The following is a 14,547-nucleotide window of genomic DNA, read 5'->3' as shown; positions in this document are numbered from 1 at the left end:
GCCCGTCGCGAACGCGCTCGCTACTTCTTCACGTCCCCGGCGGTGCAGGTGGGCAGCGCCGCGACGTCTCCCCCATCGGCGATGACCTTCAGCGCATCCAGCGACTGCTTCAGGTTGTCGGTGCGGACCACCGTGAGCCCGGACGGGACGTGTCCGTACACCTCGTCGCAGTTGGATCCCGGCGCGAGGAAGTAGTCCGCGCCCGCCGCGCGGGCGCCGTACAGCTTCTGCCGGATGCCGCCGATCGGGCCGACCGTGCCGTCGCCGGTGATGGTGCCGGTGCCGGCGACCTGCTTGCCGCCGTTGAGGGCGCCCGGGGTGAGCGTGTCGATGATCCCCAGCGCGAACATCATGCCGGCGCTCGGGCCTCCCACATTGTCCAGCTGCAGCTTCACGTCGATCGGGAAGTGATACTTCTGCTGCAGCGTGATGCCGAGCAGCCAGCGAGCGGTCCCGTTGTCGGTCTGCTTCTTCGGGGTGATCGAGACGTCCTGCTGCGTGCCGTCGCGCTCGATCGTCAGCGCGATCGGGGAGCCGCCGGACTGCTGGATCTCGGCGCGCATCGCGTCCGTGTCCGCGGGGTTCGCCCCGTTCACCGCGATCACGGTGTCGCCGGCCTCGAGGATCCCGTGCGCGGCGCCGTCGGCGGTGACGGACGCCACCTGGATCGTGACCGGCACGTCATGACCGAGCTCGCGGAGGGCTGCGGCGGTCGCCTCCTGCTGGGAGTCGACCATCATCAGCTGGTTCGCCTGGTCGCGCTGCGTCGTGGTGACACCCTGCGGGAACACCGAATCGACCGGCACGACGGCCTTGGAGGGATCGAACCAGGCGAGCACGAGCTGCATCCAGGACGGCGGGTTCTCTCGATTGCCCACGACCTGCACCGTGGTGAGATCCAGCGCGCCCTTGGTCGGGTGGGTCTCGGCGCCCGTGACCGAGATCAGCGGCACGGCCTTGCCCTTCGCGTCCTTGACCTCGCCGAGCGTGTTGAAGACGGGTCCCGGCTGCTCGATCACGTAGGGCAGCGGGAGGAAGGTCAGCACGAGCAGCGCGACGAGTGACGCGATGAACGCGATCAGCCCGATCCTGGTACCCCGGGATGCGCGCCGCGCCACGCGGATCGCGACCGCGTCGGACTCTTCCGGTCCGGTCTGCTCGGGACCGCTCGACGCGGGACTGATCGTCACAGGGCCTCCAGGCCGGGGTATCGGATGCTCGTTCGCGAGCGGCGTACAGCGGAGCGGTCCGTTCCCGGCGCATCCTGTGGTGGTGCAACTAGCGTAGTCAGCACGGGCTATACACGTGCTGAGAGGGCTTCCGATGGCTGAGAACGACCCGAACCCCGACGACTTCATGGAGATGCTGCGCCGCATGCTCGGCGGATCGGCGGAGGGCTTCGATCTGAGTGCCCTGCAGGGCATGGAGGGGCTGAACCTCGACCCCGCCATGATGCAGCAGATGATGCAGCAGATGCAGAACGCCATGAGCAGCGACCCGTGGGAGACCACGCTGCGCCAGGCCCTGCACATCGCCAACCGCGACGGACAGGGCATCGACGCGGGCTCCCGCTCGTCCATCGCCGACGCCTTCGCCCTCGCGGATCTCTGGGTGGGCGAGGCGACGACGATCTCCGAGCTCGGCTCCGCCCCGCGGGCGCTCACACGCGGCGAGTGGGTCGAGCAGACCCTGCCGGTGTGGAAGGAGGTCGCCGCCCCTGTGTCCACGAGCATCGCCGACGCACTGATGAGCGCCCTCGAAGGGCAGACTCCCGAGGACATGCAGGGCATGGTGCAGGGCGCCGGGCGCCTGATGCGCGGAATCGGCAGCTCGGTGTTCGCGATGCAGTTCGGCCATGTGCTCGGCAACCTCTCGCTCGAGGTGGTCTCCGGCGGCGATGTGGGCATCCCCGTGCTGCCGGCCGGCACCGCGGCCGTCATCCCGCAGAACCTCGCCGCGTTCGGCGAAGGGCTCGAGATCCCCGAGGACCAGATCGCCCTGTACCTGGCAGCCCGGGAGATCGCGTACGCACGGCTGTACCGGCACGCGCGCTGGCTGCATCTGCACGTGATGACCCAGATCACCGAGTTCGCGAAGGGCGTGACGGTCGACGTCGACAAGCTCGAGGACGTCGCGGGCCGGCTGGATCCGTCGAACCCCGAGGAGCTCCGCGAGGCGATCGAGGGCGGCGCCCTCCTGCCCGAGCTCTCGGACGTGCAGCGCGAGGCGCTGGAGCGCCTGGAGAACCTCATCGCGACGATCGACGGATGGGTCGACGTGGTCACCACGCAGGCCACCTCACGGCTGCCCGACAGCGTGCGGATCGCCGAGGCGGCGCGTCGCCGCCGTGCCGCAGGGGGGCCCGCCGAGGACGCGCTGGGTGCCCTGGTCGGGTTGAAGATCCGCCCGCGCCGGCTGCGCGAGGCCGCCGCGATGTGGCGCGCCGTCACCGAGGCGGTCGGCGTGGAGGCCCGCGATGCCCTGTGGGACTACGCCGACCTGATGCCGGACGCCTCCGACATCGACGACCCGGCCGCGCTCGTCGCGCGGCTGCAGGCGCGTGCCCGCGGTGAGCAGCCTGCGCCCGACGAGATGGACGAGGCCCTCGAGCGGCTGCTCAGCGGCGACGACTTCGGCGGGCCGGCCGACGCGGACGGTCCTGCGGAGGAAGGTCCTGCTGCGGAAGGTTCCGCCGACGAAGGTCCGGACGACGGCGGCACGGGCGAGGCCGGCGGATCCGGCGACGGGTCCGGCGAGAAGCCGGTCTGACCGAGTTCTCCACCGATTCCGCATCGCGCTCCCGCTCGGGGCGCGGATCCGGTCATGATCGGGGCATGTCCACGATCCGACTCGATCCCGCGCACCCGGTGCTGTGGCGCGACGCCGACACCGTGCAGCTCGGCGTCGACCAGGCGCTGACGCTGCCCGTGGACGCGCCCTGGATCCCCCGCATGCTGCAGGAGCTCGCACACGGGATCCCCGCTCGCGCCTTCGAGGTCGTCGCCCACGGGGTCGGGGCCCCGTTGCCCGCCGCCCGCAGACTGCGCGCTCAGTTGGATCCGGTGCTCATGGAGGTCGTCCCCCGCTCCGCGGTGCGACTGATGCCTTCTCCGGTTGTCGGCGCCCGCACTCTGCTGCGCTTCGAGGAGGCGCTCGCAGATGCCGGCGTCGATGTCGTGGATGACGCGGAGTCGGTGACGGTGGTCGTCCGGCACGGCGCGGTGCCCGCAAGGGACGTCGCGGCGCTGCTGGCCGAGGACCGGCCGCATCTGCCGCTGGCCTTCGACGCGGGAGGATCGACGGTCGGGCCTCTCGTGCTGCCGGGGCGGACGCCGTGTCTGTCCTGCCGCGACTCGCACGACCGCGAGCGGGATCCGGCCTGGGCGGCACTGCATGTCCAGCTGCTCGAGCGGGATCCGGGCCGGGTCGCGCTCGGCGCGATCGCGACCGCCGCGGAGGCGATCGCGGATCTGCTCCGCACCAGGGCCGAGGCGGTGCGGGACGGCTCGGGTCGGCAGATCCGGATCACCCGCGACGGGCGCCGATCATCGCGGACGGCGGAATTTCACGCAGACTGCCTCTGCCGATCTCCGCAAGGAAGCGCGACGGCCGCCGGCCCGCACGATCAGCGTCCCTCGACCAGGTCATCGTCAGCGCTCGCGCGGCCCGCGTGACCCCGACGTACGCGAGCCTGCGCTCCTCGTCGATCGCGTCGAAGCCCGTCGCGTAGGAGATCGGCAGCAGTCCCTCCGAGCAGCCCACGAGATACACGTGCGGCCATTCCAGGCCCTTCGCGGCGTGCAGTGTCGACAGGGTCACCGTCCGCAGCACGGGCTCGTGCTGATCCTTCGCCCGGGCGAAGAGATCGTCGGCGAAGCCCCGCATGGTGGTGCCGGTCGGAGCGTCCTCAGCGAGGCGCAGCACGGCGCGGCGGGCCTCCCAGGCATCGCGCAGTGCTCCGCCGGCCTCGGGCGGATCGTCGGTGTAGCCGAGACCGCGCAGCACATCGCGCACGGCCCCGAGGAACGAGTGCTGCTGCGGCGCGACAGCGGCGGCGCGCAGGGCCTGCACGGCCTGGCGCACCTCGGGCAGGTCGAAGAAGCGCTTCCCGCCCAGCACCGTGGCGGCGACCCCGGCCGCGGCGAGCGCTTGCAGCAGCGCCCCGGACTGCGAGTGGGCACGGTAGAGCACCGCGATCTCCTCGGGCGGGACGCCGTCGGCGATGCGCGCGGCGATCGCCGAGGCGACGCCGCGGGCCTCCTCGGCATCGTCGTCGAACGCGACCACGACCGGATCCGGAACGCTGATGGCCGGAGGATCGGCAGACGCCGGGGCTGCGGCCGGCACGAGCTCGAGCGCCCCGGGACGCCCCTTCATGAGCGCGTTCGCGACGCCGAGCACTCCTGCTGCGGAACGGTAGTTCGTCTCCAGCCGCACCACGGTGGCATCGACGTGGCGGCGCTCGAAGTCGAGCAGGTAGTGCTGGTCGGCGCCCGCGAACGAGTAGATGGTCTGCGACGCGTCGCCGACCACGCACAGGTCCCCGCGGTCGCCGACCCACAGTTCGAGAAGTCGGTGCTGCAGCGGCGAGACGTCCTGGAACTCGTCGACGGTGAAGTGCCGGTACTGCTCGTGCACCGCGGCGGCGACCCGGGGTTCGGCCTCGAGCATGCCCGCGCATGCGAGCAGCACGTCCTCGAAGTCGAGCTGATGCCGGTCGTCCTTGAGCGTCTCGTAGGCGCGGGAGAGCTCGGCCACCTGGTTCTCGTCGAACCGTCCGACGGACCGTCCGCGCTGCGCCGCCTCCTCGATGGACAGCATGGAGACCTTGCGCCACTCGATCGCCGATGCAAGATCGCGCAGCGTGGCGGTGTCGGGTCGCAGGCGCAGCATGTCCGCGGCCTGGGCGAGCAGGCGCACCTTGTTGTCCACGATCGCGGGGGCCGGGACGCCGGCCAGCTGCGGCCAGAAGAAGCCGAGCTGCGACAGGGCCGCGGCGTGGAAGGTGCGCGCGGCGACGCCCTGCACGCTGAGCGCCCGCAGCCGACCGCGCAGCTCCCCCGCCGCTTTCGCGGTGAACGTCACGGCCATGACGCGCGACGGCGTGTAGGCGCCGGTCTCGACACCGTGCGCGATGCGATGCGTGATCACGCGGGTCTTGCCGGTGCCCGCACCCGCGAGGACCGCAACCGGGCCGCGCAGCACCGAGGCGGCCTCGCGCTGACGTTCGTCGAGGCCGTCGAGGGCGCTCACCGCCGGAGCCAGTCGACGATGAGACGGTGCGCGATCGAGGCCGCGCCGGGCAGCCCCACGGGACCGTTCCCGTCCAGAGCGGATGCGACCTCGGCGCGGGTGAGCCAGCGCACGTCGATGATCTCCTCGCCGTCCCCCTGCACGTCCTCCTCGTCGACGGCGGTGGCGTGGAAGCCGACCATGAGCGAGCGAGGGAAAGGCCAGGGCTGGGAGGAGAAGTACGCCACATCGCGCACGCGCACGCCCGCCTCCTCGAACAGCTCGCGGTGCACCGTGGTCTCGAGCGACTCCCCCGCCTCGACGAAGCCCGCGAAGCAGGAGTAGAAGCGTCCCTTCCACTGCGCGTTGGCGCCGAGCAGAAGCCGTTCGCCGTCGGCGCTCTGCACGGCCACGATCACCGCGGGGTCGGTGCGCGGAAAATGCTCGCGCCCGCACGAGGGGCAGTGCCGGGACCAGCCGCTCTGCCGCAGCTCGGCGGCGCTTCCGCAGGCCGGACAGAATCCGGCATCGCGCAGCCACCCGGCCAGGGCGATCGCGGCGACGATCAGCTCGCCGTCGGCGGCGTCCACTTCGGGAAGCGCTTCGCGCAGGTCGCTCCAGCGCGGCGCCCAGGATGCCTCCGCATCGGTGTCGTCCTCCGGATCCTGCACCGCGAGGAGCAGGCCGGATCCGTCGGCACGTCGTCCCAGGAGCGCCCAGTCCCGGGTGCGGGCGAGGACGGGGTCATTCGCGGAGAGGACGATGAGGCCATCCCCCAGGGGAACGCGGCGCTCGCGCACGACCAGGACCCCGGTGCGCGCGTCGGCGCGCAGCCGGTCGATCGTCCGCGGGTCGTCGCGCCACTCCGCCGCTCTATCGAGCGCCGCACCCTCGGGGGCGCCTCTGTCGAGCGCTGCGCCCTCCCCGGCTACTCCTCCGACGTGCGGTTCGGCGTCGGCGTTCGGTTCGGGGACGGTCTCCGGCACGGTCTCGACTCCCCTTCTCACAGGCGTGGCGGGCCCTGTGCGGACGAGGCTCGACCTACCCTGGTGACATGGCTCGCTCACCCTTCACTCTAGCCGCGGCCGTCACTGCGGCGGTGCCCGGAGCCGATGTCGTCGGCGCGCGCGCCCTGTCCTCCGGCGGCGACGGCCGTTTCGATTCGGCCGTGGCGACGCTCGCCGACGGCACGGAGGTGGTGATCCGCGCCTCCAACGACGACGAGACCGCCTCCGAACTCGCCAAGGAGAGCCTGGCGCTGCGCGCCCTCACCGCAGGCGCACGGTCGATGCTGCGCTTCGCCGCCCCCGAGCACCTCGGCGACGGGCGTGTCGGGGAGACACGTGCACTGGTCACGACGCTGCTGCCCGGCTTCCAGATCGACGCGGCCGACGTGCCCCCCGGACCCGGCGCCGCTGTCGCGATCGGCAAGGCCATCGCGGGCGTGCACGCCCTGCCCGCGTCCGTCGTCCGCAGCGCGGGACTCGCGGAGCGGACAGCCGCCGAGGCGCGCGAAGAGGTGCGCCTGCTCATCGATCGCGCCGCGGCCACCGGCCGCGTCTCGGCACGTCTGACCGTGCGCTGGCGCGAGGCGGTCGACGCCGACGACCTGTGGCGATTCGAGTCCGCCGTGACCCTGGGCGGCGCACATGCGGAATCGTTCGTGTTCGCGGACGACGACGAGCGCGGTCCCAGGGTCACCGGGATCGTCGGGTGGCATGCGCTGTCCATCGGCGACCCCGCCGTGGATCTCGCCTGGCTGACCCTCGCCGCCGACGCACGCTCCGACGTGCTGGACGCCTATGCGTCCGCGACGCTGCGCGCTCCCGATGCGGGTCTCGCCACGCGCGCCAGGCTGCTCGCCGAGCTCGAGCTCGCGCGCTGGCTCCTGCACGGGCATGACACGCATCGCACCGACATCGTCGACGACGCCGCACAGCTCCTGGATGCCCTCGCGGAGGGGATCCATGACGACCTCGCCCCGCGCGCGGGCGCCGGCGCCGGTGTGGACGAGGCGATGTCGGCTCTCGACCGGGTGCCCGCCACCGGCGCGACCCGCATCGACACCTCCATGCAGACCGACACCTACGATGCGAGAGCGTTCGCCGGGATCTCGATGGACGACACCTCCGCCTTCGGTCCGCGCGGAGCCGCACGAGCCGAGGAGGACGAGGCCGACGGCACCTCCGGGGCGGCCGAGAAGGACATCGAACCCGATGACGCCACGACGGACGGCACGCCCGGGGAGGATCTGACCGCGACGGGCCCGATCGAGGACCTGGATCCGAACGCGACCGAGGATCTCGGGGATCTGCGCGCGTCGCTCGCACCCACCGGCACCGCCTCGCGGGAATCCGCGGACGGGGACGACGACGATCGCCGGGAACGGCCCGGCACTCTGCTGCCGAGCGAGGGCGGCATCGCAGGCTCCGACTCCGACGTCGCGGAGGCTCACCGCGCGGCGCGGGCCGCCTTCCAGCGCTGGACCAGCGCCTCCTCCGAGTAGACGGTGTCCCCCCGCAGCACGAGGTCGTCGGCGACGTAGAACAGCGCCACGTCGATCTCCTCCAGCGGCACGCCGAATCGGCGGTGGTAGGCGAGACGGTACAGCGCGAGCTGCAGCATGCGCTCCTCGCGCTCGGCGGCTGACGCCGGGGGCCTGCCGGTCTTCCAGTCGACGATCTCGATCCGCCCGCCCCGATCCTCGCGCCGGTAGACGGCATCGAGCTTGCAGATCACGATGCGCGCCGGTTCGCCCTCGCCGACGGGCAGAGCGAAGTCGATCTCGGTCTCCACGGCGATCGGGCGGAGGGGCGCCCACTCGCTGCGCTCGAAGATCTCCCGGAGGCGCGCCAGGTCCTCGGCATCGGCGCGGGCGATCTCGTCCCCGGCGTCGCCCTCGGACGCGCCTGCGCCGTCCCCGGCGAGGGAGAGCTGATCATCGTCGAGGTCCCACAGCGCATCGTCCAGCGACGTGCCGACGCCCACCGCGCCGGAGCGGTGCTCGACCCAGGCATGGAAGAGCGTGCCGAGGCGGGTCTGCCGGTACGGGCGCTCCGGCATGGGACGGGCGATCGTGCGGACCGTGCCGCCGTAGTCGGTGACGTAGTCCTTGAAGCGCGAGGCCGGCACGCGCGTGGGCGCGTCCGCGACCACGCCGCGCTGCCGCGCCGCCCGCTCGGCGAGCAGCCGGGAGAGCTCCTCGCTCGGCGCCGGTGCGTTCGGATCCGCCATGGCCCGGCGCACCTCCTCGGCGGCACCCGCGACGCGCTCCCGGCGCCCGCCGAGCGGATCCATCGGCCAGGTGCTCGTCCGCGCCGCACCCTCGTACGGGTTGTCCTCGGACTGGGGGCCGGGCAGCGGGTCGAGTCCGAGCTCCTCGATCGCCTCGAGCAGATACGGGCTGGGCTTGCGCATGTTCTTCTGCCCGGACCAGTGCGAACCGGTCATCAGAAGGTCGGTGCGCGCCCGGGTGACCGCGACGTACGCCAGCCGTCGTTCCTCGGCGCGCTGGTAGTCGCGATAGGCATCCTTGAACCGTCGCAGCGCGCCGCCGTGCGGGTAGGCCTTGGTGACGCCCGCCGCCAGCGAGTCCAGTGCGGCCTTCTCCCGCTTGCGGGGGTCGTCTCCGGCCGCGTCCCTGGCGGACTGCGGATCCCACGCGAACCGCGGCAGCGCGTCGCTGTCCCCGCGCAGCGCGAACGGCACGACGCCGAAGCCGAACCAGCCCTGCGCATCGGCGATGCGTCCTGGCAGCTCGTCCTCCACGAGCCGGACCACGGCGACCGCGTCCCACTCCAGCCCCTTCGAGCCGTGGATCGTGAGCAGCTGCACCACGCCCGGCTCGGGCGGCTCCGTGCGCGGCATGAGCTCGTCCGTCATCTCGGCCTTGTCGAGCCAGGCGAGCAGGCTCGAGATCGTGCCGCGGTCGTCGGCGACGAGGAACGCGCGCACCTCGTCGCCGAAGGCCCGCAGCTGGGTGGCGGCGACCCTGGCCGGACCGCGCGTCTCGTTCACGGCGAGCTCGATGTCCAGGCGCAGCTCCGACTCGATCGTGCGGATGAGTTCGAGGATCGGCTGACCGGCCGCCCGGCGCAGGCGCTCCAGGGTCTCCCCCGCCGCGCGCAGCCTCGCACGCCCCGTGGGGCTGATCCGCTCGAGCAGCCGGTAGTCGTCGCGCGCGGTGCGCACGAAATCGACCGCGTCGACGATCGACACCGCCTCGTCGGCGCCGCGCGACGAGCGCAGGCGCTGCTTCAGCTCGTCCGTCAGCGGGGCGAGCGCGCCGTCCCGCACCGCGAGTTCACGCGCCAGGTCGTACAGCGCCGCCATGTCCGCGACGCCGATCGCGAAACGAGGACCGACCAGCAGCCGGATCAGCGCGGAGCCCGCGGTCGGGTCGTGGACCACCCGCAGCGCCGAGACCACGTCGACCACCTCGGGCGTCGCCAGCAGCCCGCCGAGGCCGAGGATCCGGTGCGGGATGCCCTGTGCCGCGAGGGCGCCCGCGAAGGTCTGCATGTGCCGCTTGGACCGGAACAGGATCGCTCCCGTGTGCGGGCGATGGTCGGACGAGCCCGCTCCGGCTGCCTCGTCGTGCGCGGCGCGGCGCTCCGCGAACCACGTCGCCACCGCCTCGGCCTCGTCGTCCGCGGTCTCGCCGTACTGCACCTGCACCCGGCCGACGCCGGATCCGGGACGCGGTTCGAGGGCCGGGACGTCCAGGCCCGGACGCTGGAGCGGAAGCAGCAGGCGATTGGCGACATCGAGGATCCGCTCGTCATTGCGCCAGCTCGTCATCAGGCTGTAGGTCTCGGCGCTCCGCTCTTCGGCGAACGTCCGCCCGAAGGCGTAGAGGTTGTCGGCGCTCGCGCCGCGCCACCCGTAGATGGACTGGTGCGGGTCGCCGACCGCCATCACGGCTCCGTCCCGGAACAGCGCGGCGAGGAACCGGGTCTGGATCACGGACGTGTCCTGATACTCGTCCAGCAGCACGACGCGGTGCTGCGCGCGCAGCTCGGCACGCACCTCGGGCGACGCCTGCACGATGTCGAACGCGCCGCCGACCTGGTCGGCGAAGTCGAGCACGCCGCGTCGCCCCTTCTCCGCGATGTACTCGCGCACCAGATCCGCGAGGATCGGCATCGTGCGGAGGTTGTCCACCGCCTTGGCCACGTCGGCGTTGCCGCGGAACGGCTCGAAGTCGGAGGCACACGAGACGGCGATGCGGACCATCGCGTCCAGGTCGACCCGATGGTCGAGCACATCGCCCGCGAGACGCTGCACGGCATCGATCACCCCGTTCAGCGAGCGGTCCACCTCGTCGAGGCCGTCCAGCTCCGCGCGCAGCACGACCGCGCGGGCGATGAGCCATGACGCGGACTGACTGAGCATCGCCGCATCGGGGTCGCGGCCGATGTGCGCGGCGTGCTCGCGCACGATGCCGTCCGCGAATGCGTTGTAGGTCGACACGCGGGGCCGGATGATGAGATCCTCCGCAGCGCGGGGGGCCGTCGGATCCCACCCGGTGTCGAACCGCACGGCGAGTTCGTCCAGCACCTCGCGCTGCACGGCGGCGCGCTGCGCGGGACCGGTCGCCGCCCCCACCCGGTCGAGCGCGCCGGTGCGCACGATCTCCGCAAGATGCGGCAGCAGGCCCCTGCGTCCGTACTCGTCGATGCGATCGAGGCGCAGCGCGATCCGCTCGGCGAGCTCGCCGGCGGCCTTGCGGGTGAAGGTGAGCCCGAGGATCTCGTCTCTTTCGACGTGACCGTTCGCGACGAGCCAGACCACGCGGCCCGACATGGTCTCGGTCTTGCCGCTGCCGGCGCCGGCCACGACGAGCGCCGGCGCCGGCGGCGCCTCGATCACGCGCTGCTGCGCCAGGGTGGGCGTGGGCAGCCCGAGGGCCGCGGAGATGTCGGTGGCGGCGATGCCGTGTCCCGGGCCCCAGCCGCCCTCGACGGCGCCGTCCAGCAGGGGGGTGCCCACCACGCCCACCACGCCCGGCGCGCCCGCGCCGCTCACGCGCTCACCGCCGGGATCGTGTGGATGCGGCACGGGCTGATCCGCACCTGCGTGTCCGCGCAGTGCGCCTCGACCTGCGCCGTGAAGCTGGACGCGGCCATGCCGCGGCCGGCCTCGGCGACGCGCGCCAGGAACGCGGTGCGCGCCTCGTCGCCCAGCCGATGCTGGTGCGCGACGCGATAGGGGCTCTGCCCGATGGTCTGGGCGACGAGCACGAGGCGCGCACCGGCGAGCGCCGCGGGGTCGGCGTCCTCGACCTGCCCCTGCTCGACCGCGAGCTGATACGCGGCCAGTTGGGCGTGCTCGGTCACGAGCGCCTCGGTGCCAGGCTCGTACTTGCCGGTCTTCAGATCCACGACCACCACGCGCTCTCCTCCGGCGCCGTCCGCCATCGTGTTCCATGTGCGTCCGCGCGCGGCCTCGTGCTCGCCGGAACCCGCCGGATACGCCTCCACACGATCGATGTAGCCGCTGACGACCGCCTGCTGCGACGGCTTCTCGGGGTCGACGGGATGCGCGGACGGCTCGGCGGCGAGATCGACGGCGAAGCGGAATCCGCCCTCGGAGGCGACCACGCGGCCGCCCTCACGCTGCACCTCGGCCAGATAGTCGTGCAGGCGCTGCAGGTACAGATCCGCCCTGCGGCGCTCCTTCGCGTCGATCCACGGCGTCTCGAAGTCGAGCTCGCCCCAGCGCTCCTCGAGGATGCGTCGCATGGCCTCGAGGTCGCCATCGGGCACGTGCTCCATCGCGGCGTGCACGATCGTGCCGATCCCCGCCGAGGGCGGAGCCACGGTGTCACCGCCGAGCGCTGCCACCGCCCAGTTCACCCCGCACTCCTCGAACGCCTCGAGCCGCGAGGGCGAGACCGGCACGGATCCGGTCTCGAGATCCCGCAGTGGCCGGTCGTCGGACGGTCCTCGCACACCGAACCACTCCTCGGGATCCGCCCCGGGTACCTCCGCTTCGGCCAGCAGTCGCAGCTGCGCGGCCGCCTCGGACCGCGCGGCCGGGTCCGGCGAGGTCGTGAGCACTCGGCGGTGCTTGGCGACGAGGCCCCGCAGCGTCAGCGGATGGGCGTGCCGCTCCTGCGCGGGGAGCGGATCCGGCAGGAATCCGAAGAACGCACTCGGACTCTGGTCGTCGTCGTCGACCGCGGTCACGAGGAGCCGGTGGCGCGCTCGGGAGAGCGCCCGTACGAAGAGACGCAGCTCGTCGTGCAGCGCCGCGCGACGTCGGTCGAGCGTGGAGTGCTCGTGCTCCGGCTCGCCGGAGCGGGCGGCGGCGACCGCCTCACCGAGCCGCCAGGTCTCGAGCAGTCCGCCGCGCAGCCGGACGTTCGGCCACACCCCGTCCTGCAGGCCGGCGATCACGACAGCGTCGAACTCCGTGCCGAGGGCGGTGGCCGGCGTCATCAGGGTGACCGTGGCAGGGCGTTCCGGCGCGGAGAGGGAGTCCTCGGGCACTTCGCTGTCGAGGATGTCGTGGATGAACGCCTCCGGTCCCTTCTCCGGTGCGCGTTCGACCGAGCGCTTGGCCGCGTCGAACAGCGCGACCAGCGCGTCCAGGGCGCGCGCGGTCTCGGCGCCGGAGGGAGAGCCCGCGGTCTCCTGCCAGGCGAGCGCGAGGCGGCGTCCGTCGGCGGCGCGCGAGGAGTCCCATACGCGCCAGAGCAGCTCGTGGATCGTCTCCCCGCGCAGCCGGGCCTCGCGCACCTCGTGCAGCACGGTGCCGAACCGATCCGCGGTGCGGGCCTCCGCGGTGTCGATCCGGGCGAACCGCGCGGGCTCCGCGAGCCCGTCGCGCAGCAGCAGCCGGGCCGGGGCGGATCCGCCGGCCTCCAGCTCGAGATGACGCAGTCGCGCGCGCAGCCGACGCAGCCCCACGCCGTCCAGTCCTCCGAACGGCGTGCGCAGCGCCTCGGCGAGCAGCTGCGGGTCGCGCTCCGTCGGCTCGGTGAGCGCGAGCCGCACGATCCCGACGATGTCGCGCACCGTCGTCTCGGTGCCCAGCGGGCGCTGAACGCCGGCCGCGCGCGTGGGCACCTCCCGGGCGGCGAGCTCGGCCTCCAGCGCGGCGACCTGGCGGGTGTCGTGGGCGATCACCGCCATGCGCTCCCACCCGATGCCTCGCAGCAGGTGCCATTCCCGCAGCGTGCGCGCGATGAGGTCGTGCTCCTCGTGCGGCGAGGGAGCGACGAACGCCTGCACGGCTTCCCCGGCCTCGCCGGCTTCGGTCGTGCCCGGCGCCCGACGGTGCTCGACCCGCCCCGAGGCGCCGATCGTCTGCACCACGGTGCGGGTGAGCGCGGTGAGCGGCGGATCCTGCCGATGCGCCGCGTCGAGCACGTGCACGTCGCCGAGCATCGCGGCGAGTCGCGCGAACAACTCGGGACCGGCGCCGCGGAACGCACCCGACGAGATGTCCGGATCCCCGAATGCGAGCACCGCGATGCCGCGCTCGCGCAGGGCTTCGACCAGTGCCACCCCGCCCGCGGTGAGCTCCTGCGCATCGTCGATGAGCACGACGCGCAGCCCGCCGAGCGGGCCCAGCATCTCGGGTGGCGCGGTGCGCAGGATCGCGGCCGCCTCCGCGAGCAGATCGGCGGCATCGCGGTGCGCGGCGCGCGCACGGTCCAGCACCCTCCGGTAGGACTGCGCGAAGGATCCGACGGCGCGCCAGGCCGGGCGCTCCGACCGTCCCAGCTCAGCCGGCGTGACGCCGAGCTCCGTGCACTCCGCGAGGAAGGCGCGCAGCTCGGAGCGGAACGCCCTCGACGAGCGCACCGTGGCGGCCAGGTTGTCCGGCCAGCGGCTGCGGAGCCCGTCGACCTCGTCCTCCGCATCGCCGGAGAGCAGATCCGCGATGATGCGATCCTGGTCGGCACCCGTGAGCAGCGCCGGCGGTTCCTGCCCGGCATGCACCATGGTGCCGCGGACGAGCTGGAACGCGAACGAGCCCAGCGACCGGGCGAGGGGGCCCGGCGTCGCGACGCGCACGCGCACGCCGATCCGGTCGCGCAGGGCCGTGGCCGCCTGCCTGTTCGGAGTCAGGGCGAGCACCTGCTCCGGAGCGAGACCGGCGTCGATGAGAGCGGCGACCCGCTCCACCAGCGCGTGCGTCTTGCCCGTTCCCGGCGCACCGATCACCGTGCCGACCGCCGTCGCAGGGGCGCCGATCACGGCCGCCTGCGCGGGCGTCGGAGCAGGCTGTGCAGGCATGCTCCCACGCTATCGGCCGCGGCGGACATCGCGTCCCCGGGCTGCTCCGCGACACCGGGCAATCGCC

General features: G+C 73.0%; 7 protein-coding genes. 2 read left to right on the top strand and 5 right to left on the bottom strand.

Annotation, left to right across the window (positions count from 1 at the left end):
• Positions 1-20: 20 nt before the first annotated feature.
• Complete coding sequence (locus tag ACFWCK_RS18940) at positions 21-1,118, bottom strand: PDZ domain-containing protein (protein WP_374107835.1); 1,098 nt, start codon at positions 1,116-1,118, stop codon at positions 21-23.
• A gap of 205 nt (positions 1,119-1,323) precedes the next feature.
• Here ACFWCK_RS18940 and ACFWCK_RS18935 point away from each other — a divergent pair, with 205 nt between their 5' ends.
• Complete coding sequence (locus ACFWCK_RS18935) at positions 1,324-2,769, top strand: zinc-dependent metalloprotease (protein ID WP_378807316.1); 1,446 nt, start codon at positions 1,324-1,326, stop codon at positions 2,767-2,769.
• 756 nt (positions 2,770-3,525) lie between these two features.
• On the opposite strand, the gene ACFWCK_RS18930 is transcribed toward ACFWCK_RS18935, so the two are convergent.
• Together ACFWCK_RS18930 and nudC are read right to left on the bottom strand one after the other, a co-directional pair.
• Positions 3,526-5,253 carry an ATP-dependent helicase gene (locus ACFWCK_RS18930; protein WP_233311948.1) on the bottom strand — a complete coding sequence of 576 codons (1,728 nt, stop codon included), beginning with the start codon at positions 5,251-5,253 and terminating at the stop codon, positions 3,526-3,528.
• Complete coding sequence (gene nudC / locus ACFWCK_RS18925) at positions 5,250-6,218, bottom strand: NAD(+) diphosphatase (RefSeq protein ID WP_378807315.1); 969 nt, start codon at positions 6,216-6,218, stop codon at positions 5,250-5,252. Before nudC ends, ACFWCK_RS18930 begins: the two co-directional genes overlap by 4 nt.
• Positions 6,219-6,286: 68 nt before the next feature.
• Here nudC and ACFWCK_RS18920 point away from each other — a divergent pair, with 68 nt between their 5' ends.
• The gene (locus tag ACFWCK_RS18920) at positions 6,287-7,738 is read left to right on the top strand and encodes a phosphotransferase (RefSeq protein ID WP_378807314.1); all 1,452 of its coding nucleotides are present in this window, start codon (positions 6,287-6,289) and stop codon (positions 7,736-7,738) included.
• Here the strand turns inward: ACFWCK_RS18920 and ACFWCK_RS18915 are convergent.
• Positions 7,684-11,292 (bottom strand): UvrD-helicase domain-containing protein, encoded by a 3,609-nt coding sequence (locus tag ACFWCK_RS18915; protein ID WP_378807313.1) that lies wholly within the window; start codon positions 11,290-11,292, stop codon positions 7,684-7,686. The genes ACFWCK_RS18920 and ACFWCK_RS18915 overlap by 55 nt on opposite strands.
• Positions 11,256-14,480, bottom strand: coding sequence for an ATP-dependent helicase (locus ACFWCK_RS18910; RefSeq protein ID WP_378807312.1), 3,225 nt, complete (start codon positions 14,478-14,480; stop codon positions 11,256-11,258). Before ACFWCK_RS18910 ends, ACFWCK_RS18915 begins: the two co-directional genes overlap by 37 nt.
• Between the last annotated feature and the right edge of the window lie 67 nt (positions 14,481-14,547).

The organism is Microbacterium sp. NPDC060117, assembly GCF_042729315.1.
GTDB lineage: Bacteria > Actinomycetota > Actinomycetes > Actinomycetales > Microbacteriaceae > Microbacterium.
Note: the sequence above shows the minus strand (reverse complement) of the source record. Positions and strands in the feature narration are given on the sequence as shown.

What these genes read in the sequence shown, in the direction of transcription:
- ACFWCK_RS18935 (WP_378807316.1), top strand. Translation starts at nt 1,324, where the DNA reads ATGGCTGAGAACGACCCGAACCCCGACGACTTCATGGAGATGCTGCGC.
- ACFWCK_RS18920 (WP_378807314.1), top strand. Translation starts at nt 6,287, where the DNA reads ATGGCTCGCTCACCCTTCACTCTAGCCGCGGCCGTCACTGCGGCGGTG.
- ACFWCK_RS18910 (WP_378807312.1), bottom strand. Translation starts at nt 14,480, where the DNA reads ATGCCTGCACAGCCTGCTCCGACGCCCGCGCAGGCGGCCGTGATCGGC.